Origin of the sequence: Ramlibacter sp. Leaf400, from assembly GCF_001424545.1 — a bacterium.
Classification (GTDB): domain Bacteria; phylum Pseudomonadota; class Gammaproteobacteria; order Burkholderiales; family Burkholderiaceae_C; genus Ramlibacter.
The window spans coordinates 427,882-453,123 of the sequence record NZ_LMQL01000011.1 but is presented as its reverse complement, the minus strand read 5'-3'; the positions used below and the strand labels follow the sequence as shown (position 1 = coordinate 453,123).

Annotated in this window: 24 protein-coding genes; 8 read left to right on the top strand and 16 right to left on the bottom strand. The window is 71.3% G+C overall.

Annotated features, from left to right (window positions below):
• Positions 1–226: 226 nt before the first annotated feature.
• The 3 genes from dnaJ to grpE all read right to left on the bottom strand — a co-directional run bounded on the left by dnaJ (position 227) and on the right by grpE (position 4,111).
• On the bottom strand, positions 227–1,384 hold the full coding sequence (dnaJ, locus tag ASG30_RS15755; protein ID WP_055898686.1) for a molecular chaperone DnaJ: 1,158 nt from the start codon (positions 1,382–1,384) through the stop codon (positions 227–229).
• 102 nt (positions 1,385–1,486) lie between these two features.
• Positions 1,487–3,451, bottom strand: a complete 1,965-nt coding sequence (gene dnaK, locus ASG30_RS15750) for a molecular chaperone DnaK (protein WP_055898682.1) — start codon at positions 3,449–3,451, stop codon at positions 1,487–1,489.
• Between the two features lie 84 nt (positions 3,452–3,535).
• The gene (gene grpE / locus ASG30_RS15745) at positions 3,536–4,111 is read right to left on the bottom strand and encodes a nucleotide exchange factor GrpE (protein WP_082522136.1); all 576 of its coding nucleotides are present in this window, start codon (positions 4,109–4,111) and stop codon (positions 3,536–3,538) included.
• A gap of 195 nt (positions 4,112–4,306) precedes the next feature.
• Here grpE and ASG30_RS15740 point away from each other — a divergent pair, with 195 nt between their 5' ends.
• Entirely contained in the window at positions 4,307–4,690 is a 384-nt protein-coding gene (locus tag ASG30_RS15740) for a RidA family protein (protein ID WP_055898678.1), read from the top strand.
• A gap of 6 nt (positions 4,691–4,696) precedes the next feature.
• Here ASG30_RS15740 and ASG30_RS15735 read toward each other — a convergent pair whose 3' ends face one another.
• From ASG30_RS15735 to ASG30_RS15725, 3 genes are read right to left on the bottom strand one after another with little or no spacing between them, the layout of a single operon-like run.
• Entirely contained in the window at positions 4,697–5,047 is a 351-nt protein-coding gene (locus ASG30_RS15735; RefSeq protein ID WP_055898675.1) for an FKBP-type peptidyl-prolyl cis-trans isomerase, read from the bottom strand.
• Positions 5,048–5,061: 14 nt separating this feature from the next.
• A complete protein-coding gene (locus tag ASG30_RS15730) occupies positions 5,062–6,258 on the bottom strand; it encodes a fumarylacetoacetate hydrolase family protein (RefSeq protein ID WP_055898672.1) in 1,197 nt (398 codons plus the stop codon).
• Positions 6,255–6,584, bottom strand: a complete 330-nt coding sequence (locus ASG30_RS15725; protein WP_055898669.1) for a winged helix-turn-helix transcriptional regulator — start codon at positions 6,582–6,584, stop codon at positions 6,255–6,257. Before ASG30_RS15725 ends, ASG30_RS15730 begins: the two co-directional genes overlap by 4 nt.
• Positions 6,585–6,745: 161 nt before the next feature.
• Here ASG30_RS15725 and ASG30_RS15720 point away from each other — a divergent pair, with 161 nt between their 5' ends.
• A complete protein-coding gene (locus ASG30_RS15720) occupies positions 6,746–7,453 on the top strand; it encodes an SOS response-associated peptidase (protein ID WP_055898666.1) in 708 nt (235 codons plus the stop codon).
• A 10-nt stretch (positions 7,454–7,463) separates the two neighbouring features.
• On the opposite strand, the gene ASG30_RS23020 is transcribed toward ASG30_RS15720, so the two are convergent.
• Complete coding sequence (locus ASG30_RS23020) at positions 7,464–8,801, bottom strand: MATE family efflux transporter (protein WP_055898661.1); 1,338 nt, start codon at positions 8,799–8,801, stop codon at positions 7,464–7,466.
• A complete protein-coding gene (locus tag ASG30_RS23015) occupies positions 8,798–9,544 on the bottom strand; it encodes a hypothetical protein (protein ID WP_055898658.1) in 747 nt (248 codons plus the stop codon). Before ASG30_RS23015 ends, ASG30_RS23020 begins: the two co-directional genes overlap by 4 nt.
• Positions 9,545–9,753: 209 nt before the next feature.
• Between ASG30_RS23015 and ASG30_RS15705 the strand changes: the two genes are divergently transcribed.
• Entirely contained in the window at positions 9,754–12,654 is a 2,901-nt protein-coding gene (locus ASG30_RS15705) for a PAS domain-containing protein (protein ID WP_082522134.1), read from the top strand.
• A gap of 3 nt (positions 12,655–12,657) precedes the next feature.
• On the opposite strand, the gene ASG30_RS15700 is transcribed toward ASG30_RS15705, so the two are convergent.
• Entirely contained in the window at positions 12,658–13,536 is an 879-nt protein-coding gene (locus ASG30_RS15700) for a restriction endonuclease (protein WP_055898653.1), read from the bottom strand.
• Positions 13,537–13,544: 8 nt separating this feature from the next.
• Positions 13,545–13,943, bottom strand: a complete 399-nt coding sequence (locus ASG30_RS15695) for a response regulator (protein ID WP_055898650.1) — start codon at positions 13,941–13,943, stop codon at positions 13,545–13,547.
• Between the two features lie 307 nt (positions 13,944–14,250).
• On the opposite strand from ASG30_RS15695, the gene ASG30_RS15690 reads away from it, so the two are divergent.
• A complete protein-coding gene (locus ASG30_RS15690; protein WP_055898647.1) occupies positions 14,251–14,622 on the top strand; it encodes a hypothetical protein in 372 nt (123 codons plus the stop codon).
• Between the two features lie 13 nt (positions 14,623–14,635).
• Here ASG30_RS15690 and ASG30_RS15685 read toward each other — a convergent pair whose 3' ends face one another.
• On the bottom strand, positions 14,636–14,998 hold the full coding sequence (locus tag ASG30_RS15685; protein ID WP_055898645.1) for a DsrE family protein: 363 nt from the start codon (positions 14,996–14,998) through the stop codon (positions 14,636–14,638).
• A 174-nt stretch (positions 14,999–15,172) separates the two neighbouring features.
• Here ASG30_RS15685 and ASG30_RS15680 point away from each other — a divergent pair, with 174 nt between their 5' ends.
• The 3 genes from ASG30_RS15680 to ASG30_RS15670 all read left to right on the top strand — a co-directional run bounded on the left by ASG30_RS15680 (position 15,173) and on the right by ASG30_RS15670 (position 19,342).
• Positions 15,173–15,595: a VOC family protein gene (locus ASG30_RS15680; protein WP_055898641.1), complete on the top strand. Its 423-nt coding sequence runs from the start codon at positions 15,173–15,175 to the stop codon at positions 15,593–15,595.
• Between the two features lie 101 nt (positions 15,596–15,696).
• Positions 15,697–17,955 carry a hybrid sensor histidine kinase/response regulator gene (locus ASG30_RS15675; RefSeq protein ID WP_055898638.1) on the top strand — a complete coding sequence of 753 codons (2,259 nt, stop codon included), beginning with the start codon at positions 15,697–15,699 and terminating at the stop codon, positions 17,953–17,955.
• Positions 17,956–18,094: 139 nt separating this feature from the next.
• Positions 18,095–19,342, top strand: coding sequence for a hypothetical protein (locus ASG30_RS15670; protein ID WP_055898635.1), 1,248 nt, complete (start codon positions 18,095–18,097; stop codon positions 19,340–19,342).
• Between the two features lie 27 nt (positions 19,343–19,369).
• Here ASG30_RS15670 and ASG30_RS15665 read toward each other — a convergent pair whose 3' ends face one another.
• The gene (locus ASG30_RS15665; protein WP_082522133.1) at positions 19,370–19,816 is read right to left on the bottom strand and encodes a DUF1294 domain-containing protein; all 447 of its coding nucleotides are present in this window, start codon (positions 19,814–19,816) and stop codon (positions 19,370–19,372) included.
• A 124-nt stretch (positions 19,817–19,940) separates the two neighbouring features.
• On the opposite strand from ASG30_RS15665, the gene ASG30_RS15660 reads away from it, so the two are divergent.
• A complete protein-coding gene (locus ASG30_RS15660; protein ID WP_055898623.1) occupies positions 19,941–20,588 on the top strand; it encodes an HAD family hydrolase in 648 nt (215 codons plus the stop codon).
• A 132-nt stretch (positions 20,589–20,720) separates the two neighbouring features.
• Here the strand turns inward: ASG30_RS15660 and ASG30_RS15655 are convergent, their stop codons facing one another.
• From ASG30_RS15655 to ASG30_RS15640, 4 genes are read right to left on the bottom strand one after another with little or no spacing between them, the layout of a single operon-like run.
• Positions 20,721–21,392 (bottom strand): DUF2894 domain-containing protein, encoded by a 672-nt coding sequence (locus ASG30_RS15655; protein WP_082522132.1) that lies wholly within the window; start codon positions 21,390–21,392, stop codon positions 20,721–20,723.
• Positions 21,389–22,093, bottom strand: a complete 705-nt coding sequence (locus ASG30_RS15650) for an OmpA family protein (protein ID WP_055898764.1) — start codon at positions 22,091–22,093, stop codon at positions 21,389–21,391. The genes ASG30_RS15655 and ASG30_RS15650 overlap by 4 nt, the downstream gene beginning before the upstream one ends.
• Before the next feature lie 5 nt (positions 22,094–22,098).
• Entirely contained in the window at positions 22,099–24,174 is a 2,076-nt protein-coding gene (locus ASG30_RS15645) for a hypothetical protein (RefSeq protein ID WP_055898617.1), read from the bottom strand.
• On the bottom strand, positions 24,171–24,905 hold the full coding sequence (locus ASG30_RS15640; RefSeq protein WP_055898607.1) for a DUF3348 family protein: 735 nt from the start codon (positions 24,903–24,905) through the stop codon (positions 24,171–24,173). Before ASG30_RS15640 ends, ASG30_RS15645 begins: the two co-directional genes overlap by 4 nt.
• Positions 24,906–25,242: the final 337 nt, after the last annotated feature.

The window sequence follows — 25,242 nt, the reverse complement described above, 5'->3', positions numbered from 1 at the left end:
AGTTCAAGCAAACTGTTCGGGCTTCAGGCTAGCGGCTTGGCTCGTGCGCAATCTGCTGGATTACGGGTTCGGGACCCTAGTGCGTATCAGGCTGCACGAGCCTTGCCAAAAAAAGAAGCCGGGCCCGAAAGATACAAGTGCGTCCGCTTTCGCGGACTGCCGGAAGCTCTGGATCCCCGCCTTCGCGGGGATGACGGGTTGCGGATGTGGCGGTCGCGGGGGATCGTCAGGCGCTGAAGAAGCTCTTCAGCTTGTCCGACCAGCTCTCCTCGCTGGGCGAGTGCTTGGCGCCACCCTTCTTCAGGGCGTCGTCCAGCTCCTTGAGCAGCTTGCGCTGGTGCTCGGTGAGCTTGACCGGCGTCTCCACGCTGATGTGGCAGTACAGGTCGCCCGGGTAGCTGGACCGCACGCCCTTGACGCCCTTGCCGCGCAGGCGGAACTGCTTGCCGGCCTGGGTGCCTTCGGGGATGTCGATCGCCGCCTTGCCGGCCAGCGTGGGCACCTCGATCTCGCCGCCGAGCGCCGCCCGGGTGAAGGAGATCGGCACCACGCAGTGCAGGTCGTCGCCGTCGCGCTCGAAGATCGCGTGCTTCTTCAGCCGGATCTCGATGAACAGGTCGCCCGGCGGGCCGCCGTTGTGGCCCGGCTCGCCGTTGCCGGCGCTGCGGATGCGCATGCCGTCGTCGATGCCGGCGGGGATCTTCACCTCCAGCGTCTTCTGCTTCTTGACGCGGCCCTGGCCGTGGCAGGTGGGGCAGGGCTCGGGAATGATCTTGCCCTGGCCGCGGCACGTGGGGCAGGTCTGCTGCACCGAGAAGAAGCCCTGGCGCATCTGCACCACGCCGGCGCCGTGGCAGGTGCCGCAGGCCTTGGCCTGGGTGCCCGGCTTGGCGCCGCTGCCGTGGCAGGTGTCGCACGGGTCCCAGGTCGGGATGCGGATCTGCGCTTCCTTGCCGTTGGCGGCTTCCTCCAGCGTGACCTCCATCGCGTACGACAGGTCGTTGCCGCGGTAGACCTGGCGTCCGCCGCGCGCGCCTGCGGCGCCACCGCCGGCGCGGCCCTGGCCGAAGATGTCGCCGAAGATGTCGCCGAAGGCTTCCGCGAAGCCGCCGAAGCCTTCCGGCCCGGCGCCCGCGCCGCGCATGTTGGGGTCCACGCCCGCATGGCCGTACTGGTCGTAGGCGCCGCGCTTGTCGGCGTCCGACAGCATCTCGTACGCCTCCTTGGCCTCCTTGAACTTGGCTTCCGCGTCCTTGGCCGCGTCCCCCTGGTTGCGGTCAGGGTGGAACTTCATCGCGAGCTTGCGATAAGCCTTCTTGATCTCTTCCTCGGAGGCGTTCTTGGGCACGCCCAGGACGTCGTAGTAATCGCGTTTCGTGGCCATGTTGTTTTGAGAGGGACTAGGGGCTAGGGGCTAGGGGCTGGGGCGAGGCGGGGAGTTCTTCCCTAGCCCCTAGCCCCCAGCCCCTAGCCCCTCGAAAAGGCGTCAGCCTTTCTTGACCTCTTTCACCTCCGCGTCGACGACATCGTCGTCGTTCGCCTGCTGCTTGGTGGCGCCAGTGCCGCCAGTGCCGCCTTCCGGCTCGGCCCCCGGCGCGCCGCCGGCCGCCTGCGCGGACTGGGCCGACTGCATGTCGGCGTACATCTTCTCGCCCAGCTTCTGGCTGGCGGTCATCAGCGCGTTGGTCTTGTCCTCGATCAGCGCCTTGTCCTCGCCCTTGAGCGCTTCGTCGACTTCCTTGAGGGCGGCCTCGATCTTCTCCTTCTCGCCGCCTTCGAGCTTGTCGCCGTACTCGCCCAGGCTCTTGCGCACGGAGTGGACCAGCGCCTCGCCCTGGTTGCGGGCCTGCACCAGCTCGAGCTTCTTCTTGTCCTCGGCGGCGTTGAGCTCGGCGTCCTTCACCATCTTCTGGATCTCCTCCTCGGAGATGCCCGAGTTGGCCTTGATGGTGATCTTGTTCTCCTTGCCGGTGGCCTTGTCCTTGGCCCCGACGTGCAGGATGCCGTTGGCGTCGATGTCGAAGCTCACCTCGATCTGCGGCAGGCCGCGCGGCGCCGGCGGGATGCCTTCCAGGTTGAACTCGCCCAGCAGCTTGTTGCCGGTGGCCATCTCGCGCTCGCCCTGGTAGACCTTGATCGTCACGGCCGGCTGGTTGTCGTCGGCGGTGGAGAAGGTCTGCGCGAACTTGGTCGGGATGGTCGTGTTCTTGGAGATCATCTTGGTCATCACGCCGCCCAGGGTCTCGATGCCCAGCGACAGCGGGGTGACGTCCAGCAGCAGCACGTCCTTGCGGTCGCCGCCCAGCACCTGGCCCTGGATGGCCGCGCCCACGGCGACGGCTTCATCGGGGTTGACGTCCTTGCGCGGCTCCTTGCCGAACAGCTCCTTGACCTTCTCCTGCACCTTGGGCATGCGGGTCTGGCCGCCCACCAGGATCACGTCGTGGATGTCGTTGATCGACACGCCGGCGTCCTTGATGGCCGTGCGGCAGGGCGCGATGGTGCGCTCGATCAGCTCGTCGACCAGCGACTCCAGCTTGGCGCGCGTGAGCTTGATGTTCAGGTGCCGCGGGCCGCTGGCGTCGGCCGTGATGTACGGCAGGTTGATGTCGGTCTGCGCGCCGTTGGACAGCTCGATCTTGGCCTTCTCGGCGGCTTCCTTCAGGCGCTGCAGCGCGAGCACGTCCTTGGACAGGTCCACGCCCTGTTCCTTCTTGAACTCCACGATGATGTGGTCGATGATCCGCTGGTCGAAGTCCTCGCCGCCCAGGAACGTGTCGCCGTTGGTGGAGAGCACCTCGAACTGCTTCTCGCCGTCGACGTCGGCGATCTCGATGATCGAGATGTCGAACGTGCCGCCGCCCAGGTCGTACACGGCGATCTTGCGGTCACCCTTTTCCTGCTTGTCCAGGCCGAAGGCGAGCGCGGCCGCGGTGGGCTCGTTGATGATCCGCTTGACGTCCAGGCCCGCGATGCGGCCGGCGTCCTTGGTGGCCTGGCGCTGGCTGTCGTTGAAGTACGCGGGCACCGTGATCACGGCCTCGGTGACCGGCTCGCCCAGGTAGTCCTCGGCGGTCTTCTTCATCTTGCGCAGCACCTCGGCCGAGATCTGCGGCGGCGCGAGCTTCTTGCCGCGCACTTCCACCCAGGCGTCGCCGTTGTCGGCCTTGGTGATGGCGTAGGGCATGAGGTGGATGTCCTTCTGGACTTCCTTCTCCTCGAACTTGCGCCCGATCAGCCGCTTGACGGCGTACAGCGTGTTCTTGGCGTTGGTGACCGCCTGGCGCTTGGCCGAGGCCCCCACCAGGATCTCGCCGTCTTCCTGGTACGCGACGATGGACGGCGTGGTGCGCGCACCTTCGCTGTTCTCGATGACCTTGGGGGTGTTGCCCTCCATGATGGACACGCACGAGTTGGTGGTGCCCAGGTCGATGCCGATGATCTTGCCCATGTTTCTATCTCTCCTGTCTTCGCCGGGACTGCACGCCCCGGTCTCTCATGCTGACTTGTGGATAACTCTTGCCGTTTCAAGGGCTCACTGCGGCGGCGCCGCCACGGTCACCAGCGCCGGGCGGAGCACCCGCTCGGCGATCAGGTAACCCTTCTGCAGGACCGTCACCACGGTGTTGGCCTCCTGGCCGGGCGCCGGCACCATCGAGATCGCCTGGTGCTGGTGCGGGTCGAACTTCGCGCCGGCGGCCGGATTGACCTCCACCACCTTGTTGCGCTCCAGCACGCTCTTGAGCTGGCGCAAGGTGGCCTCGGCCCCCTCGCGGATCTGCTCGGGCTTGGCGTCCTGGATGGCCAGGCCGGCCTCCAGGCTGTCGGCCACCGCCAGCAGGCTCTCGGCGAAGCTCTCGATGGCGAACTTGCGCGCCTTGGCCATCTCCTCGTCGGTGCGGCGGCGGGTGTTCTGCACCTCGGCCTGCGCCCGCAGGTACTGCTCGGTCAGCTCCGTGTTCCTGGCCCGCAGCTGCTCCAGCTCGGACAGCGAGGCGGCCAGGTCGGCTTCGTTGGCCGCGGCGGCGGCCTCGGCTTCCTCGGGCGGCAGGTCGGCCGGGGCGGGGGCCCCGTCCAGCGTGGGTTCGATCTTGTTGTCGTCTGCGTTCATCTCTTGAAGGTGGAAAGCGGCTCGAATCAGCGGTCAACCTTGGGGCAGCGTAGCCCTTTTCAAGACGGGGAAAGGACGGCGGAAGCCGAAAAAAGGCTGAGCTAGTCCGGAGGGGCTAGGGCTGGCAGCGCGACCGGGGGGCGCCGGGGGCGTCCGGGGCCGCCGTACAGTCCCGGATTTGGCCAGGAGGGCGCGATGGCAAGGCGGTTGATCAGCTCCGGTTCGGTGTTCGAGGCCGAGATCGGCTACTCGCGGGCGGTGCTGGACGGCGACTGGGTCTTCGTCTCGGGCACCACCGGCTTCGACTACTCGACGATGACCCTCGTGGAGGACGTGGCCGGCCAGTGCGAGCAGTGCCTGGTCAACATCTCGACGGCCCTGGGCCAGGCCGGCGCCAGCCTGGCCGACGTGGTGCGGGTGAACTACGTGCTGCCGGACCGGCGGGATTTCGAGGCCTGCTGGCCCGTGCTCAAGCGGTATTTCGGCCAGGTCCGGCCGGCCGCGATGATGATCCAGGCCGGCCTGCTGGACCCCCGCATGAAGATCGAGATCGAGGTGACGGCGCGCCGGCGCAGCTGACCCGGCTCAGTGCGCGTCGAGCAGTTCGACGTCGAACTTCAGCGTGGCGTTGGGCGGGATCACGCCACCGGCGCCGCGCGCGCCGTAGCCCAGTTGCGGCGGGATGATCAGCGTGCGCTTGCCGCCGATCTTCATGCCGGCCACGCCCTCGTCCCAGCCCTTGATGACCATGCCCGCGCCCAGCGAGAAGGCGAACGGGTCGTTGCGGTCATGGCTGGAGTCGAACTTGGCGCCCTGCTTGCCGTTCTCGTAGAGCCAGCCGGTGTAGTGCACGTGAACGTGCTGGCCGGGCTTGGCCTCGGCGCCGTTGCCGGGGGCGGTGTCTTCGTACTGCAGGCCGGAGGGGGTGGTGATCATGGAGTTGGTGTCCTTCAGGTGGCGGCGGCGCCCAGCAGGCCCCGCCGGGCCAGGTCCCTCATCAGCGCGCCGGTGCCATAGGTCCAGGGCGGGATGCGGTCGCTGGTGTTGACGCGGTTGGCGAGTGTACCGAGGGCGGGTGCCTGGACCGTGACCACATCGCCCACCACGTGCGTGAAGCCCTGGCCGGGGCCGTGCCGGTCCTGCGTGGGCGCGAACATCGTGCCCAGGAACAGCATGAAGCCGTCGGGGTACTGGTGCGTGCTGCCGCGCGCCTGCGCCACCAGGTCCAGCGGATCGCGGCTGATCTTCGCGAGCGAACTGGATCCCCGCAGCACGAAGCCTTCCGGCCCGCGAACCTCCATCGCCAGCTCGCAGCGCCGCAGCACGTCGATGCCGAACCGCGCGTCGAACAGCCGGATGACGGGCCCGATGGCGCAGCTGCCGTTGTTGTCCTTGGCCTTGCCCAGCAGCAGGGCGCTGCGGCCCTCGAAGTCGCGCAGGTTGACGTCGTTGCCCAGCGCCGCGCCCTTCACCTGCCCGCGGCTGTCGACGGCCAGCACCACCTCCGGCTCGGGGTTGTTCCATTCGCTGCGCGGGTGCAGGCCGACTTCGGCGCCCGTGCCCACCGCGCTCATGGGCTGCGACTTGGTGAACACCTCGGCGTCGGGGCCTATGCCCACCTCGAGGTACTGCGACCACATGCCCTGCGCGATCAGCACGTCCTTCAGGCGCAGCGCTTCCGGCGAGCCGGGCCTGACCGCCGCGAGGTTCTCGCCGATCACGGCCACCACCGCGGCACGCACGCTCTCGGCCCGCGAGGCATCGCCGCGCGCCTGCTCCTCGATCACGCGTTCCAGCATCGACGCCACGAAGGTGACGCCGGCGGCCTTGATGGCCTGCAGGTCGCAGGGCGCGAGCAGCCAGGGCAGGGCCGGATCGTGCGCATCCCAGGCGCTGTTGGCCAGCACGGCGGCCGTGGCGCCGATGCGCGGTGCGGCGAAACCGCGCACCGCGGCGGCCGGCTCGGGCAGGTCGAGCAGTTCGCTCATGGTGGGCGCCAGGCCCGAGAGGTCGAACACGGCTTCGGGCGTGATTCGAACCAGCACGGCGCCCTGGCCCTCGACCCAGGCGCGGCCGACCAGGGTGGCGTCCGCGGCGTCCTGCGGCAGGGCGGTCCCGGGGCGCAGGGAGGAAGCGAGGTCGTTCATGTGGCGGCGCTGTGCTGCTGTTTCCTGCGACCCTGCCCCGCCACCCACTTGGCGGCGAAGGCAGGCAGTTCGGACAGGCGCTTGAGGAGGTCGGCACCGGCGGGAGTGACGCAATAGCCGTCGGGGCCGTGGCCGATCAGGCCCGCCTCGCGCATCTCCTTGATGCGGGTGTTCAGCGTGTTCGGGGTGATGCCGCCCACGCTGTCCTGCAGCAGGCGGAAGGTCTGCGGATGCCCGTCGCGCAGCGCCCACAGCACGCGGATCGCATAGCGCGCCTCCAGCAGGGCCAGCAGCTGGTGGATGGCCACGTTGTCCTTGGAACTCATGCTTTCTTGTTCTCCCCGCCCCGGCGCGGACGTCGCATTCGCGGCGTGGACGTCGCATTCGCGGCGCGGGCGTCGCGGCGGGAGGGGGAGTGTACGCAGCCTGCGCTACACAAACAATAGCGGGGAAACCCAGCTTCCTGCGGCTCCGCTACCATCTTCCGATGTGTTCGAACTACGTGCCGGTGAGCCGGCGCGAACGGCTGCTGACCTTCTTCGGCGTGGAACGCGACCGCGACGACGCGCCGGTCGACACCTGGCCGCTGGGCCTGGCGCCCTTCATCCGGCTGGCCGAGGAAGGCTCGGGCTTCGAGCGGGTGGTGGACGACGGCGTGTTCGGCCTGCTGCCCGATTTCGCCACCGAGATCGGATTCGGAAGAAGGACCTACAACGCACGCAGCGAGACCGTGGCGCGCCTGCCCAGCTTCCGCGAATCCTGGGCCCGCGGCTGGCGCTGCATCATCCCCTGCGAGGCGATCTACGAACCCAGCTGGGAGACCGGCCAGGCGGTGCGCTGGGCGATCTGGCAGGAAGGCTTCGTGCCGTTCGGCGTCGCCGGCATCTACCGCAAGTGGCGCCACCCCGATGGCCGCGACGTGTTCAGCTTCGCCATGCTCACCGTCAATGCCGACGCCCATCCGCTGATGCGGCGCTTCCACCGGCCCGAGGACGAAAAGCGCATGGTGGTGATCCTCGACCCCGAGGACTACGGCAACTGGCTCACCTGCCGCGTGCAGGAGGCGAGCAACTACCTGCGGATGTGGGACAGGCCGCTGGTGGCCGAGGCCTCGCCGCTGCCACCGCGCACGCCCAAGGCGTCCAGCGTCCGCACCACGCGTCCCCCGCCGCCGGAGACCGGCAGCCTGTTCTGACGCGGCGGTTTCAGACCAGGCTGCGGATCGGCTGCCGCTTCCACACCCCGTGGAAGTACGCGGCCTGCAGCAGCAGCCCGACGCCGTAGGTGGCGGGATAGGCCAGCCAGATCCAGCGCAGGCCCAGCGTGCGGTCGAACAGCCAGCCGAGCGGGAAGACCAGCAGCGCCAGGCAGCCCAGCGAGATGGCCGTGGGCACGCGCACCGTGCCGGCGGCGCGCATGATGCCGCTGAACACGCTGGCCATCCCGAACAGCACGCTGCCCACCACCATGATGCGCAGCACCGAGGCCGCCAGTGCCACCACCCCGGCATCGGTGAGGAACAGGCTGGCCGCGGGCCGCGCCAGCAGCGCCACCAGCAGGGCCAGCCCGCCGGTGATCGCCAGGTTCATGCCCAGGCCGATGCGCGTGACCTGCGCGATCTGCGCGAGGCGGCCGCCCCCGATCGCCTGCGCCGCGAACACCGAGGACGCGATGGCGATCGACATCGCCGGGAACTGCACGTAGGCCATCACCTGGTTGACCGCGCCCCAGGCCGCCGTGGCGTGCACGCCGTGCGCGTTCACCAGCGACAGCAGGGCGATGTCGGCCAGCGAGCCGACCGTGAAGAACAGGCCGGTCGGGATGCCCAGGCGCACCACCTGCCGCAGCAGGGGCCCTTCGAAGCGCAGGTGCGGCACCAGCGTGGACCAGGCCAGCACGTGGTGGCGGCGCGAGAGGTGCCAGGCCAGCCAGAGCAGCCCCGCCACGTTGCCGGCCAGCACGGCCCACGCCGCGCTGGCCACGCCGGCGCCGGCCCGGATCAGAGCAGGCGTCAGCAGCATCGAGAACAGCGTGGTGATCGCCAGCATGCGCAGCGGCGTGACGGTGTCGCCCACGCCGCGCAGCAGCGAGGCCGCGACGATGGAGACGAACAGCGCCGGCAGCGCCAGCAGCAGGACGTGGGCATAGGCGACCGCCTGCGGCAGCACCGCTGCGGGCGTGCGCAGCCCCTGCAGCATCCGGTCGATGCCCAGGAAGCCCAGCCCCATGATGACGACCCCGAGCACCACCGCGCCGGCCAGCGTGGTGCCGGCCACGCGCCGCACCACGTCGTGCTTGTGGGCGCCCCAGGCCTGGCCGACCAGGATGGTGCTGCCCGTGCCCAGGCCGATCACCAGCGCGATCAGGAACATCAGCAGCGGGAAGAAAGCGACCGCGGCGGCCAGCGCGCTGGTGCCCAGCATGCGGCCCAGGTAGATGTTGTTCAGCGTGCCGGAGAGCGCCTGCAGCACATTGGTCAGGACCAGCGGCGCGAGGAAAGCGAGGAAGCGGGTCCAGAGCGGTCCCGCGTCGCCGCGGGTCAACCGCCGGACCGCGGACGCTGCGCCGGCGGCGGGGAAGGCTCGATCGGCGCGGGCGCCGTCTTGCCGAAGACGGGCATGGGCTGCGTCTTCTCGAAGCCCATGGGCTGGGTCCGGGTGAAGCCCGAGCCGTCGCCACCGAAATCGCGGTCGCGTTCGCTGAGCATGCGCTCGAGCGCCTTGCGCCGGTCGTCGCCGGGCTGCTGGATGCGGGTGGGTCCGGTGATCACGTCGCCGCTGGCCTGCGCAGGCTCGGGGACCGGCCTGGCGACCGCACCCGTGCCCACGGAGAAGGGCCTGGCGGTGTCCGCGGTCCAGCTGCCGGGGTGGGGCAGGGGCGGGCAGATGGAGACGTCGTCCAGGTCGAACTGCCAGGACAGGCCCATCAGCCAGTGCTCGGCCTGCGGGTCCAGCGCGAGGATGCGCTTTTCCACGTGCTCCTGCAGGGCGACCGAGTGGTGCATCAGCCGGGCGTCCCAGTGCTTGACCACCAGCCGCACGTGCACGCCGGCATCGCGGCCGGGGGCGGACGTGGTGAGGGGATCGGCGCGGATCCAGGCGCTGGGGATGCCGTTGTGCAGCAGCGTCTCGCGGACCGTGACGCGCACCAGCTCCTTGCGGATCGACTGCGGCGTGCCGCCTCCGCCCCGGGTCGACGGGCCGACGCTGTTCTGCACGCTGCTCGCCGCGCGTGGCGCGGCAGGCTTGGCCGCCGCCTTGCCGAACAGGCGATCCATGAGTCCCATGCGAGTCCCTCCGGTGGCGCCGTTGCGGCGCTTGTTGTAGCTGTCGAGTATGCGCGCTGGCCGGCATTCCGGCAAAGCGACGTCGTTTTACTTACACGGCGGCCCGGCCCCGCGTGAAAGCACGTCCGGCGGCGCGTCGGGTGCGGCCGGGTTCATGGGACGATCACGGGTTCGAGGGCATCGCGACCCCAAAAAATGACAAGACAGGGATGAGGAAAACGACGCCCAGCACATCGGATTTCGGGCCGACCGTGATGTCGCTGGCCGTTCCGGCCGCTACGCTGCCCGGGCGCAGCGCGCTGGTCTGGGTGGCCGTGTTCGCCGTGGTTTCGGGGGTCCTGGTGGCCACCGCGCTGTGGCTGCTGCGCGGCGAGGCCGTGCGCTGGGGCGAGCAGCTCACCACCGCGCTGGCCCGCGTCATCACCGAGCAGACCACCCGCAGCATCCAGACGGTGGACCAGCGCCTGCAGTTCGCCGAACAGACGCTGCGCGATGCCGCCGAGGCGGGCCGGGTGGAGGGCGTCGCCGGGGACGCCCTGCTGCGCGCGCAGCTCAAGGACCTTCCCTACGTGCGCGCCCTGTGGACCACGGATGCCCAGGGCCAGGTGGTCCACCACACCGACGGCGGCGCGGGCATGCCCAGCGGCTCCGACCGCGAGTACTTCATGGGCCCGCGCGCCGCCGAGGGCCCGCCGGCCGCCTACGTCAGCCCCACGGTGCGCAGCCGCGCCACCGGGCGCCTGCAGATGACGGTGTCGCGCCCGGTGCGCGATGCCGGCGGCGCCTTCCAGGGCGTGATCGTCGCCGCCATCGAGCCGACCTATTTCCAGTCGGTCTGGCAGGGGCTGGACGTCGGCAGCGGCGGCATCGTGAACCTGATGCACCGCAACGGCCAGCTGCTGATGCGAAGCCCGCCGAACGAGTCGGCGCTCGGGCGCGACTACGGGCACCTGCCGCTCTTCAGGGAGTGGCTGAACCATTCGTCCCAGGGCCTGTTCCACGGGCGCAGCGTGATCGACGACGTCGAGCGCCTGGTGGCCTACCGCTCGCCGTCCACCTACCCGCAGCTGGTCGTGATGGTGGGCTCGTCGTACGCCAACATCCTGGCGCCCTGGCGCCGGTTCGCCGCGCTCACCGGCGGCGTGTGGCTGCTGTCCGTGCTGGGGGCCGCCGCGCTGGCGCTGCAGGTGCACCGGCAGGCGGCGCGCCGGCGCCACCTGGAGCAGCGGTTCGGCGATCTCGCCCAGGCGATGCCGCAGATCGTGTTCATCACCAACGCGCAGGGCGTGGTGGAGTTCGTCAACCAGTGCTGGTCCGACGCCACCGGCCGGCCGGCCGAGGAGACGCACGGCGTGCGCTGGTTCCAGCTGGTCCATCCGGAGGACGCGCTGCGGGCCGAAGCGGAAACGGCGCCCGGCGTCGCCGCCGGCGAGCCGGTGCAGGCCGAACTGCGCCTGCGCTATGCCGACGGCTACGACCGCTGGCAGCTGGTGCGCGCCCGGCCGAATCGCAACGGCGCCGGCCAGGTGGTGTCGTGGTACGGCACCTCCACCGACATCCACGAGCTGAAGATGGCGCAGGAGCAGCTGCAGGAGCAGGCCGACATGCTGCGGCTGGCCGGCGAGCTGGCGCGCCTGGGCAGCTGGGAGCTGGACCTGGAGAGCGGGCGCATCGCGCTGTCCGGGGTGGCGGCGGCGATGCTGGACCTGCCGCCCGGCGCCATGCCGGCGCTGGGGGAGTTCTACGGCCTGATGGGCCCCCGGGGCCGCGCCAAGGCCCAGGTCACCCTGCAGCGCTGCGTGCATTACGGCGAGCCCTTCGACCTCGAGGGCCGGGTGCGCACCCCGGCCGGCCGCGAGGTGTGGATCCGCGCCATGGGCCAGCCCGTGCGCGACGCCGCCGGCCGCGTCATCCGCGTGCAGGGCGCGCAGCAGGACGTCACGCAGCGCGTGCGCATGGTGGCCGAGATCCGCGAGCTCAATGCCACGCTGGAGCAGCGCATCGCCCAGCGCACCCTCGAGCTGGAACGCCAGGAGGCGCTGTTCCGCACCCTGGCCGAGCAGGCCCCTTTCCCGATCTGGACGCTGGACCCGAGCGGGCGCGCCACCTTCTTCAGCCCCGCCTGGTACCAGCTGGTCGGCGGCGCCGCGCCCGGCGGCCTGGGCATGGAATGGACCCAGGCGCTGCATCCCGACGACCGTCCCCTGGTGCTGGCCAACTGGTCGCGCTGCCAGAAGGACGGCGGCACCTTCCAGGGCACGCGGCGCCTGCGCGCGGGCGACGGCACCTTCCACACCACCTCGTACCGGGCGACGCCGGTTCGCGGGGAGGAGGGCCGGATCGTGTTCTGGGTGGGCATCGACGCCGACATCACGGACCTGAAGGCTAACGAGGCGGCCCTGAGCCTGGCCAACGACCAGTTGCGCTCGTTCTCCTACTCGGTCTCGCACGACCTGCAGTCGCCGCTGCAGCGCATCGGCTCGTTCGCCCAGCTGCTGGCGCAGGAGCTCGGGCCGCTGCCCGCCGGATCGAGGGCCGACCATTTCCTGCGGCGCATCCAGGCCAATGCGGAAGAGATGGTGCAGCTGGTGCAGGGCCTGCTGCTGCTGGCCGAGGTTTCGCAGGCCGACATCGTCCGCGGCCGCGTCGACCTGAGCGCCATCGCCACCGAGATCCTGGAAGGCCTGCAGGCCGAATCCCCCGCGCGCCAGGTGCGCTGGCACGTCGCGCCGGACCTGGTGGTGCTGGGCGACGTGCGCCTGATGCGCTCGGTGATGGAGAACCTGCTGGGCAACGCCTGGAAGTTCACGGCGCAGCGGGAGGTGGCCGAGATCGCCGTGGGCGGCTCGGTATCGCGCGGCGAGTTCTTCGTCCGCGACAACGGCGCCGGATTCGACATGGCCCATGCCGACAAGCTCTTCGGCACCTTCCAGCGGCTGCACGGTCAGAACGAGTTCCCGGGGACCGGGATCGGCCTGGCGACGGTGGCGCGGGCGCTGCAGCGGCAGGGCGGGGCGGTGCACGGCGAGAGCGAGCCGGGCCGCGGGGCCACCTTCCGCTTCACGATGCCGGTGCCGGCCGATGCGGCGCCTGCCGCCCTGCCGGCCTGAAGTTCAGGCCTCGGCGACGGGCAGGGTGAAGCGGCAGCGCGGGAAATCGGCGCAGCCCCAGAAGCCGGCGCCGCCGTTGCGGGCGCTGACCTCCACCATCTTCAGGCCGCAGCGCGCGCAGGTGGGCCGCCAGTACTCGCCCTCGTAGGCGAGTTCGATCAGCGCCTGCTGCTGCTCGGGCGAGCGCTGCGCGATCAGGTCCAGCAGGCCGTCGGCGTCGCGCGTGTGGATGCCGTGGGCGCGAGCGAACTTCAACGCGTCGGGCGTGAAGGTCGAGGTGGTGAGGTAGGTGCCGCGGGCCAGGTTGTGCGAAGCCATCAGGGCCAGGAATTCGCGCAGTTCCTGCACGCCCACCGGACGCGTGCGCCAGTGCCTGCACTGGACCACCGCCACCGGCCCCTGCGCGTGGCGCGAATGCAGCCAGAGGTCCGCGCCGCCATCCACCCCGTGCGACTGCAGCCGGGTCTCGAAGCCGGCCTGCGCGAACAGGCGGGCGCACACGGTATCGAAGCGCTGCCACTCGATGTCGTCGAACACCTGCGGGCCCCAGGTCCGCGCCGGCGGCCGCTGGCCGCGGTGCGAGCGCGGGTCGTGCGGCTCGGGCGGCGGCGTCATGGTGCCGACGAAATCGGTGGAGTCCACCGGGATCAGCGTGGCTTCTCCCGCGCGGCGCGCCAGGCTGGGCCGGGGCTTGAGCGCGTAGCCCACCGCGCCCAGCACCAGGCCGGTCAGCAGCACCACGGGCGCCGTCTGCAGCATCGAGCTGTCCGAGCTGCCCAGCATGAACCTGAACAGCAGCAGCGCGCAGCCCAGCCCGAAGAGCGAGACGGCCGTGCCCACGAGGGTGTGCGAGAAGTGGCGGCCGCGAGACTTCCTGGCCATGGGATGGTTCAGCTGTCGTGCCCGGCCGCCGTGCAGGCCAGCGTGAGCGAAAGCTGCTGCACCAGGTCGCCGAAGTCCAGCGGCTTGAGCCACAGCTCGTCCACCGGCACCGCGGCCGCGCAGGCGCGGTCCTCGGCCGTGAACCAGGTGCCGGTGAGCACGATGCGGGTCTGGTCGAAGCGCGGGTTGGCGCGCAGCACGCGGGCCACGTCGAGGCCGCAGCCGCCCAGGAGGTGGGTGTCGACCAGCACGGCGCGCGGTGTGGCTTCGCGCAGCCACACCAGCGCCTCATGCGGGCTGGCGGCGGTGCGAACCTGGTAGCCGCAGAACTCCAGCGCCATCGCCAGCGTCTCGCGGCAGTCCGCGTGGCTGTCGACGACGAGAAGGGTTTGGCTGGCGTGCCCCATGCGTTGCAGTCTGGCTCAGGTCGCGGCTGCTGGCAATCGCGGATCGATGAAGGAATCTCCTGAGGCAGGATAGTGCAGGTCCCCGGGTAAGACCCGATGCGTGGGCCAGGCCGCAACGAAGCGGTGAAACGGACGGCACTTTCGCAAGGCCGCGAATCACGCGGGCGTTGCTGAACCGCGACGAACTGCCGAGCTTGGTTACAAGACTCACGGTTTGTGCGTTGGCGTACGCAACGTTGCACTTCGGGTGCGACCACCGCCCCGCGGCTTGGCAGCATCAAGCTCAGCTGTTTCATCCGGAGCCACGATGCTGCCCCTTCGACCCACCTTCTTCGCCGCTTCCCTCGTGCTCGCCGCCGGACCGCTGGCTGCCCAGGACGACACCTGGCAAAGGCAGGTCTACAAGTGCAACGGCCACACCTATTCCCACGCGCCGTGCGCCGACGCCCCCATGGGCTCGCGCCGCGTTTCCAAGACCTTCGACTCGCCGGTGCCCCAGGACCGCGCCAAGCAAATGAACCGCGCGCAGCTGCCGCGCGAGGCGCGCGAGCAATGCGCCGATCTGGAGTCGTCCATCCGCCGCGAGGAGGCGCGCCTGAAGGGCAAGCCTTCGCCCACCGAGGAAGAGCTCGGCAACGTCGCGATCCAGCGCGTGAAGTACCGCGAGATGCGCTGCTGAAGGCAGCGGCGCTTCAGAAGCTCAGGCTGGCCGCGCCGGCCTTGAACTTCTCGTGGATCACGCTGGCGCCGGCGATCTGCACGCCTTCGATGAAATCCTCCTGCGCATAGCCGCGCGCCTTCACGCAGGGCGGGCAGGCGATCAGCGTTCCGCCGCGCGAGACGAAGTCCTGGATCAGCGACTTGAGCGGATCCATCGGCGCCACCTGCGTGGTGTCCACCGCCTTCTTGCGCACCAGGTCCACGGCCGAGCTGGTGAGGAAGGCCGTCACCTTGAGGCCGGAGGTGATGCCGCCGCAGGCGATGGTGAAGGCGACCGAGGAGAGTTCGTGGTCGGTACCGCGGGTGACGAGCACGACGAGTTCACGGGTGTCCATGGCAGGTTCCTTTCGAAGGGGCAAGGATCATCCGGCCGCGCCCCGCATCCCGCAAGATGGTGGACAGGCCGCTCGCGGAACCTTGTCGATTTCCGCCGCCCCCGTTCGTCGTGCGGGTGGACGGGCGCCCGGCGCGGGACGCGCCCGTCCTGCCCACCCCACAGGAGATCCGCCATGCCCACCCTCGACAGCTACATCTTCTTCGACGGCCAGTGCGCCGAGGCCATGCGCTTCTACGAGCGAACGCTCGGCGGGAAGATGGAAACCATGATGAGCTACGCCCAGTCGCCCGACCCGCAGGCCTGCCCGCCGGGCGACCCCGACCGCGTGATGCACGCCTGCGTCGTGCTGCCCGACGGCCGCATGCTGATGGCCTCGGACTCGCCCGAAGGCATGCACAAGCCGATGTCCGGCTTCGCTCTCTCGCTCAACTACCCGACGGCCGACGAGGCCCGCCGCGTGTTCGACACGCTCGCGGCCGGCGGCAGCGTGACGATGCCGATGGCCAGGACTTTCTGGACCGAAGCCTTCGGCATGCTCACCGACCGCTTCGGCACGCCGTGGATGGTCGGCGGCGGCCAGCAGCAGGGCGGCTGACGCAGCCCATCCGGGCGTGGCGGCGCCGTCCTACGACGGCGCTGCGCAGCTTGGTTAGATTGTCCGGGTCGGTGGCGCCGGCTGCGCCGCCGCGCCCACCCATGCCGTCGTTCCGTCCCAAGACCCTGAACCAGACGCTGTGGCGTTTGCTGGCGGCGGTGCTGGCGCCGCTGCTCCTGGGCACCCTGGGCCTGCTGGCACTGCAGACGGTGCAGGAGAACCGCCTTGCGCAGACGCGCCTGTCCGCGCTGGCGCAGACGCTGGTGCAGGCGGCCGACGCCGAGTTCGACCGCGCCCGCGCGCAGCTCGAAGTGGTGGCCGCCTCGCCCCTGCTGCACGAAGGCGACTGGCCGCACATGCGCGAGTTCGCCAGCGAGGTCACGCGCAGCCTGCCGGGCAGCCTGATCGTGCTGGTCGGCTCCGACGGCCAGGTGCTGTTCAGCACCGCGATCGCGCCGGGCGATCCCCTGCCCAACCTGTGGCAGCTGGGCGCCCAGAACAAGGAGGTGCTGTGGGAGGGCCGCCCGCTGCCGCTGAGTTCGGGCAACCTCTCGCGGCAGGCGCTGGAGACGGGCGGCCCGGTGTACAGCGATTTGTACTTCGGCGCCCAGGTCAACCGGCCGGCGCTGTCGGTGTCCATCCCCGTGCAGCGCGACGGCGTCGCGCACTACGCGCTGATCTTCTCCTTCTCGCCCAACCTGCTGCAGGAGCGCCTGCAGGCCGCGGTGCGCGTGCCGGAGATCCGCGCCGTGCTGGTGGACCGCCGCGGCGCGGTGGTCGCGGCCAACGATGCGGCGTCCACCCGCATGGGCGACCTGGCCACGCCGATCAGCCGCAAGGCCGAGGCCACCAGCGGCTTCTACCGCGCCCGGGGGTACGACGGCGTGGACCTCACCGGGGCCTACGCGGTGTCGCCGATCGGCTTCACCATCCGCGTGTCGCAGCCGCACGGCAGCGACCTGTTCCCCACGCGCTGGACCTCGCTGGCGCTGGTGGGCCTGCTGCTCACCGCCGTCGTCGTCAGCGCGCTGCTGGCCGGCGTGCTCAGCCGCAAGCTGGCGCGCCCGCTGCGCGAACTGGGCGACGACGTGCTGGCCGGCCGTTCGCCGCCGCCCGAGCGCGACACCGGCATCGCCGAGATCGACCTGCTGGCGCAGGCGCTGCGCGACGGCGCGACGGCCGAGCACCGCCGCGCCGAGGAGCAGACGCGCCGGCGCGTGGCCGAGCACCAGGAATCGATGCTGCGCCAGGCCGACCGCCAGAAGGACGAATTCCTGGCCACGCTGGCGCACGAACTGCGCAACCCGCTCGCCCCGATCCGCACCGCGGCCGAGCTGATCCGGCTGCGCGGGCCGGCCGACCCGGTGATCGAGCGCGCCCGCGCGGCCATCGAGCGGCAGACCATGCACCTGTCGCACCTGGTGGACGACCTGCTGGACGTGTCGCGCATTACGCTGGGCCGCATCCAGCTGCGCCAGGAGCCGGTGAACCTGGGCGAGGTGGCGGCGACGGCGGTGGACTCGATCACGCCCGCGGCCGCCAAGGGGGGCCTGTCGGTCGAGCGGGACATCGAGAGCCCGGCGCCTTTCGTCCGCGGTGACCCGACGCGCCTGGCGCAGTGCGTCGTCAACCTGCTCAACAACGCGGTGAAGTTCACCGCCAGCGGCGGCCGCCTCAAGGTGCGCGTGATGCGGCAGGGAGACCACGCGGTCGTCGAGGTACAGGACAACGGGGTGGGCATCGCGGCGGAGAATCTGGAACGCATCTTCGATCTGTTCGTTCAGGAGCGGCACAGCGGCCACGGCGGCAACACCGGCCTGGGCATCGGGCTGGCGCTCGTCAAGCGGCTGGTCGAACTGCATGGCGGCAGCATCCGTGCCCACAGCCACGGCCTTGGGCAGGGCAGCTGCTTCCGCATCGAGTTGCCCGTGACGGAGGCGCCCATGACATCCATGCAACCCCAGGCCGCACCGGAACGCGCGCGGGACAGCGGTGCTCGCGTGCTGGTGGTGGACGACAACCGCGATGCAGCCGAGACGCTCGGCGAACTGCTCGGCATGAGCGGCTACCGCGTCCTGCTCGCGCACGACGGCGTGTCGGCCGTGCGCGCCGCGCTGGACCAGGCACCGGACGTGGCGCTGCTCGACATCGGCCTGCCGGACATCGACGGCTACGAGGCCTGCCGGCGCATCCGCGCGCAGGCCGACCGCGAGCACCAGCCGCTGCTGGTGGCCGTCACCGGCTGGGGGCAGGAGAGCGACCAGAAGGCCGCCCGCGACGCCGGCTTCGATGCGCACCTGACCAAGCCGGTGGCGCCCGAGCAGCTGATGGCGCTGCTGAAGGAGCGCCTGGCGCGCTGAGGCCGCTCGTTGCGCTTATTGCGCGGGAGCAACAGCGCGGGCCACGGGCCCGTGCGGTATGCACGGTTCGCTGCCAGCGGGCCTGAAGGTCTTGTCACAGACGAGCCTGCGGTGCGCCCGAACCTAGCATCGTCCGTACATGCGACCTGCCTCGATCCCCCGCCGTCCGCTGTGCGCCGCGCTGTGCGTCGCGCTGGCGGGGATCGCGCACGCCGAGTCGCCCACACTGCCGGCGCCGCCGACGACCGCCGCGCCCACCACCGCCGCGCCCACGACGACCGCCGCGCCCGTGGCGCCCCAGGCACTGCCCGCCGCCCCCGGGGCGGCCACCGGTTCGCTCGAATCGCCCGAGGTGCAGCTGCGCTACGAGCTGGTGGCGCCGCGCGAGGGCCAGCAGGGCCGCGTGCTGCTGCAGGGCGAAGTGGAAGCGGGACCGACCCGCCTGCGCACGCAGGTGCGCATCGCGCCGGGGACCCAGGACCAGCCGGTGGGCGGCGTCGACGCGAGCTGGGACGTGCCCGCGCCCGGGCCGCTCGGCCGCATGGTGCTGGGCGACGGCTACACCGGCGGCGCGGGCTGGAGCCCCGCCGCGCGCATGACGGGCGTGCGCCTGGGCCGCCCCGTCGCCCTGCGCGAGCCCCTTCGTGCCGATTCGGTGCCGGTCGGCGTGCCCGCGTTCTCGGGGGCGCACCCGAGTGCCGGCTGGGAGGGCCGCTGGCGCGCCGAGGCGCGGCGACTGCTGCCCGCGCCCGACGGCCCCTCGGCCCCGATGCCCGGCGACGCGCAGCCGCTGGCCGTCGGCGCCACCGACTACGAACTGCAGCTCGGCCGCCTGCGCGAAGGCTGGGACACCACCGACCGTCGCTACGGCCAGGGCTTCGGCGCCGCCGCCTACCGCGCGGGCGTGCTGCGCGGGCTCACCGCCGAAGCGCGCGCCGAGTGGACGCCGACGCAGAGCGCGCAGGGCTTCGAGCTGCTGCAGCAGCTGGGCGGCGACACGGCGCTGCAGGCCGTGAGCGCCCAGTCGTCGGCGGTCGAAGGCACGGGGCAGCGCTGGGGCATCGGCCTCGTCAGCCCCGGTGATCGGCTGCGCTGGCGCCTGTCCTATGCCGCGGCGGACCGCGAGTTCCGCTCGCCCATCGGTGGCGCCGAGGCGCGCGAAGGCGTGCGCCTGGACACCCGCCTGCAGCTCACGCGCCGCGCGAGCGCCGAGGCCAGCGTCGCGCGCCGCATGGCCTGGGACGCCGTCGCCCCCGAGTCCACGCTGGCGCTGGGCAGCCAGCTGGAGCTGACGCAGCAGGTGCACATGCGCATGGACCTGTCGCGCCGCGTGGGCGTCGATCCGGCGTGGCGGGCAGGGGTGTCGGTGTCGCTGCCCTTCGAGTGAGCTGGCGACGAGGCGCTGGCGGGGGGTTCACCCGCCCGGAAGGTGAAGGTGGAGCCAGTAGCCCAGGCCCGCGCAGTGCGCGGCCACCGTGAACCAGTACACCTGCCGGAAGGACAGCTTGCTCGTCTTGTGGCGCAGCACCTGCTGCGCGAACCAGGCGCCGCCCCAGCCGCCGGCCAGGCTCCAGAAGTGCAGCGTGTCTTCGGGCGTGCGCCAGCCGCCCCGCCCGGCCGCGTACTTGTCCTGCCAGTAGGCGAAGAACGCCAGCAGGTTGACGACGGGCGACAGCGCGAGCACCCACCACGGCAGCTTCTGCGTCCAGACTGCCCACACCAGCACGGCCGCATAGCCCGCCATCAGCGGCAGGATCAGCCAGGCGCCGCTGGAAAGGGCGGCAGGGCGGTGGGTGGACGCCCGATGCGGCCTGTCGCGCGAAGGCGCTTTCTCGCGGGTCCGCTTTCCCTGTGTTCGCATGGCGCGGATTGTCGAGACGGGGCGTGCGGGCGGCAAGCGAGGGGCTGGCAGATTTCGCAATCGCGGCCGTCCTACGCCTGTCCACCGACGCGGGCGTCATGCTCCAGGGCAAGCGAAAGTCCCCATGCCCCAGCCCTGCCAGGCCATCCTTTTCGACCTCGACAACTGCCTCTGCGATTCACGCGAGGCCGGCGAGGCGCTGTTCGCGCCGGCCTTCGCGGCGATGGCGCAGGCCAACCACGGCCACCTGTCCGAGGAGCGCCTGCACCAGGCTTTCGAGGAGTGCTGGTACACGTCCCTGGACCTGGTCGCGCAGCGCTACGGCTTCACGCCGTGGATGTACGACGCGGGCCATGCGGCGTTCACCAAGCTGGACGTGACGCAGCCGCTGAAGGGCTACCCCGACCTGCAGGTCCTGCCGCGGCTGGCAGTGGACAAGCACCTGGTCACGTCGGGTTTCCGGCGCCTGCAGCAGACCAAGGTGGATGCATTGGGCATCGCCCACTGGTTCACCAGCGTGGTGATCGACGCCGTGGACGTGCAGCCGCACGTCGGCAAGCAGCGGATCTTCGAGGACATCGTGGCCGGGTACGGCTACACGCCAGGGCGGGTGCTGGTCGTGGGCGACAACCCGCTGTCGGAACTCAAGGCTGGCAAGGCGCTGGGGATGACCACGGTGCAGTCGCTGCGGCCGGGGGTGAAGAAGGCCGAGGCGGATGTGCATATCCGCAGCTTCGAGGAGTTGATTGCGCTCGTGGGACCGGCGAGCTGAGCTCGTTTCCCCCCACCGTCATCCCCGCGAAGGCGGGGACCCAGGGCTTTCGGCAGTCCGCGAAGGCGGACGCACTGGGGGCGAAGGCGGATGCACTGGATTCCCGCCTTCGCGGGAATGACGGGGCCCCGCCTACTTCTTGCGCCGATTGCGCGCCGCCGCCTTCCCCGGCTTGCCCTTCCCCTTCCCCTGCTCGCGCGGGTACTGCTCGCGCGCCTTCTCCAGCCACTGCAGCGTCTCGACCTGCGCGAGGAAGCGGCGCAGGTAGTCGGTGGACAGCTCGCGCATCAGGCCCAGTGAACGCAACACCAGCGCGTGCGAGTTGAGCGGGCCGGCGTTGGCCGGCGTGCGGGAGATGGCCTGTTCGATGCGGTCGAGCGTGCGGCCGCTTTCCCACGACTGGCGAAAGCGCCGGGCGTTCGGCAGTTCGTCGCGGCCGGACGCACCTTCGTCCGCATCCGTGCCGGCTTGCGCCGCGGTCGCATCGCGCAGGTAGGCGTTCAGTTCCGCGAGCGGGGCGCAGCCCGCCTTGGGCCGCGCCGCCGCGACGACCGGCTTGCGGGGTTCGCCCACCGGTTCGCGCTGCGGATGCTGCCGCGCGTAGTCGTCCAGCGCCGCCTGCAGCTTCCCCTCCAGCAGCCGCCGCACCGACGCCTGCTGCGCCGGGATGCGCTCCGACAGCGCCTCGATGTACCGGAACCGCGCCGGGTCGGCCCGCCACCCGCCGCCGTCGCGCAGGGCCGCGACGCGGGCGGCCAGGCTGCCCGCCCCGTCCTGCGAACCCTGCGCCCCCTCCATGCTCATCGAGTCGCCGTCGCCGTCGCCGTCGCCGTCGCCGTCGCCGTCGCCGTCGCCGTCGCCGTCGCGGCTTGCGCGGTCTTCGCCGCCTGCACCCGCGGCACCGGCGCCATCTCCACGCGGCGGTTGAGCGCGCGCCCCTGCTCGTTGGCATTCGACGCCACCGGCTGCTCCGGCCCGAAGGCCGCGGCGAACACCTGCGACGACGGCATGCCTTCTTCCACCAGCACGCGCGTCACCGTCAGCGCCCGCTGCGCCGACAGCTCCAGGTTGTCGTCGAAGCGGCGGTTGCCGCCCGAGACGGGCTTGTCGTCGGTGAAGCCGCTGACCATCAGCAGCTCGTTGCGCTCGCCCAGGTACACCTTGAGCGGATGCACCAGGCTCTTGAGCAGCAGGCGGCCGTCGGGCCGCAGCTGGTCGGAGTTGACGGCGAACAGCACGCTGCCGCTGATGCCGATGCGGCCGTTGTCCACGGTGATGCGTCCGGTGGCCAGCGGCACGGCCAGCGCCTTCTCCAGCGCCATGCGGCGCTGCTCCTCGATGCGCCGCTTCTCGATCTCCACCTGCAGCGTGGCCACCAGGTCCATCTGGCCCACCAGCACGCCCACCAGCACCAGCACGAACGCGCCCACCAGGCCGGCCATCAGGTCGGCGAACACCGTCCAGACCGGCGCGACCTCCTGCGCGGCCGCGTCGCTGTCGTCCATCTCGATCACGCGACGCTCTCCGCCACCGGCGCGCTGCGGGCCTTGCCCTGCAGCTGGCGCAGGCTCTCCACCAGGCCCTGCTGCGAGGCGATGCTCAGGTCGATGACCTCGCGCGCCTGCGCCACGTAGTAGGCCAGCTGCTCGTCGCTGCGCGCGGTGGACCGCGTGAGGGACGTCTCCACCCGCTGCAGCGTGTCGCTCAGCTTGTCGTGGCTGGCCTGGAAGTGACGCACGCTCTCGCCGAACGATTCGGCCACGCTCGCCATCTCGACAGCGCTGCCGCTCACGTGCGCCGCCATCTCGGCGGCCTGGCCGGCCTGCGTCTCCATCGTCTTCGCGAAGCGCTCCTGCGCCTGCGCCAGCACCGACGTGGCCGACCCCACCATGCCCTCGACGGCCGCGCGCTGCTCGCCCGCGGCCTGCTCCAGCGACTGCACCAGCGCGGTCAGGCGCTCCAGCAGCACGGTGCGTTCCTGCAGCGCGAGGTTGTCGCGCTCGGCCACGCGGCTCATCTCCTGGCGCAGCTGGCCGATCACGCCGGCCGCGGCCTGCGGCACTTCGGCGGCGGTGTTCAGCAGGCGCGTGATCGGCGCCTCCAGCGCGGCGCCCAGCGTGGCCAGGTGCTGCGCCACGGCGGCCTGCAGCTCGGACAGGCGCTGCACCGCGGCGTCGCCGCGCTGGCCTTCTTCCTGGCGCAGCGCGCCCAGTTCGCTGCGCCACAGTTCCGCGGCACGGTCGATGCGCTGAACGGCCGCTTCGCCGCGCTGGCTTTCTTCATTCCGCAGCGCACCGAGTTCCGTGCGCCAGAGTTCGGTGACCTGGTCCAGGCGCTGCACGGCGGCATCGCCCCGCTGGCTCTCTTCGGTGCGCAGCGCGCCGAGTTCGGTGCGCCACAGCACGGCCAGCTTGTCCATGCGCTCGCCGTGCTCCTGCAGCCAGCGCGCTTCCGCCTCGGCGCGGGCAGCCACGAGCTGCTGCGACTGGTCCAGCAGCCGCGACACCTGCTCCAGCGCTTGCCGCGACTGCGCGCCCGCGCGGTCGGTGACCTGGTTGGCGCGCTGCTCCAGCGCCCCGGTCCAGGCCTCGAGCCGCTGCTGCTCGGCGGCGGTGAACCGCTGCGTGAGCGCGTCCACCTGGTCCTGCGCCACTTCGCCCAGGCGCTGGTGCAGGCGCTGCGATTCGGCCACGACGTGCGTCATCGCCTGCTCGACGATGGGCTTGACCGTCTCGCCGGTGCTCTTCGCGTTCGCCGCCAGCGTCTGCTGCAGCGAATCGCCGACGCTGCGTGCCAGCGCCGAATAGGCCAGCGTGACGTCGCGCTGCAGCTGCGCCTGCCGCTCCAGCAGTTGCGCGTCCAGCTGCTCGCTGCGGCGCTCGATGCGGTCCATCACCGCATGCAGCGCGGTGACCACCTCGGGCAGCGAATGCGCCTGCGCCTGCAGCGCGCGCACGGTTTCCTGGCGCTGGTGCGCCAGGGAGAAGGGCTGCAGCACCGAGGCGATGCGGGTGTCCAGCAGGCGGCCCACCTCCAGGCGTTCGCGCCGGCCGATGGCCGACATCAGGCCCAGCATGGCGGAGGCGGCCACGCCGGCCACGGAGGTGCCGAAGGACAGGCCCAGGCCGCGGATCGGTTCGGCCAGCGCCGAGCGGATCGCCTGCAGGTCGGTGGAGCCCTGCAGCGCGAACACCGCGCCCTTGAACGTGACCACCATGCCCAGGAAGGTGCCCAGCATGCCCAGCATCACCAGCAGGCCCACGAGATACGGCGTGAGCGCCGGGCCGGGGAGGCCGCTGCGCTCGCCCTCGATGCGCGAGCGCACCACGGGGCGCAGGGCCGCGGGCACGCGATCCAGCCAGTCGGCCAGCGCCGCGGGCGGCTCCTTGAGGCCTTCCAGCGCCCCGCGCAGGCCGGTGGTGGTGGCGCGGAACTGCCGCAGCTCGAACGCGCCCACCAGGTAGACCGCGGCGATCACCGCGGTCATCACCAGGGCCAGCCAGCTGGTGCCGACGAAGCTCCAGCCCACCCACCCCAGTGCGAGCAGGCCGATGCAGAAGGCGATGGTGAAGAAACGGTGGTTCATGGGGTCGGGGATCCGGGTTCGATGTCCTGGCGCAGCGCGTCGACCAGGCCGGCGACGGGCTCCAGCCGCAGGTCCAGCTCGGCCAGCAGGGCCTGGCGCCAGTCCTGCGTGAAGGTGGCCAGCCAGCCGCCCGGCTGGGTCCACTGGCCGGGGTCGTCGGCCTCGCCGGCGGCTTCGAGCTCCTGCCGGTGGGACGAGCGAAGCTGGTGGAAGCGGCGCTCCAGCAGCGTGGTGGTGGTGGGCAGCAGCGCCTGCTCGCGGTCGGCGAGCAGTTCCTCGAAGGCCGCGTCCAGGAGGGCCAGTTGCCGCAATCGGGGCGAAACGCGCGAGACGGTCTGGCGCACGTGGTCGCGCAGCGCGCCCAGCATCTGGCCGAACTGCCGCTGCAGCTCGGCGTGGCGCTGCTGGTAGAGGAGCCAGCCGAAGTCCTCGTCGGCCGGCTTCAGGTGCGCCAGGGCCAGCGGGTCCTGCGCGACGGCCTTGGCCAGCACGCCGAGCACGCGCTGCACGTGGTCGGCCAGGGGCTGGGCCTGCCGGGCGGCCGCCTTCGAGGGCGCGCCGGCTTCGGCCGCGGCCAGGGACTGGTGCAGGCCCTGCAGGCGGATCGCGTCCAGCGGTCCGAACCACAGGCTCAACCGCTCGGCCACGTCCATGCCCGCGGCGTCCGTTTCCACGGGCGCCCACGGGTCCAGCACGCGAACCATCTTCGAACGGGTGAAGGTGCTCTGCAACAAACGATCCTCTGCACCCTCGTGGGGTGCGGTCCAAGTCCTCCGGGCCGGGGACGCGGATCCGCTTTCCGCGGTGCGCCGCCGCGCCTGCTTGTGCAGGCCGGCACCCTGGGCCCGGCTCAACCGGACCCCTGTGCGGGCGTATTAGAAACGATCCGGCTGGGCTGGCGGACGTCGGTTGCCGTCGGTTGCGTTACGCAGGACGAGCCCGCCCGGAGGAAGTTGCTCCAGGCCCCCGTCCGCGTGCATTTGTCGCGCCGGCTGCATCTTGATGCAGACAACGGCGGGCAAATGTGCCTATTCCCTCCGGGCGGCCGCCTGGGCGCGCCCGGCAGGC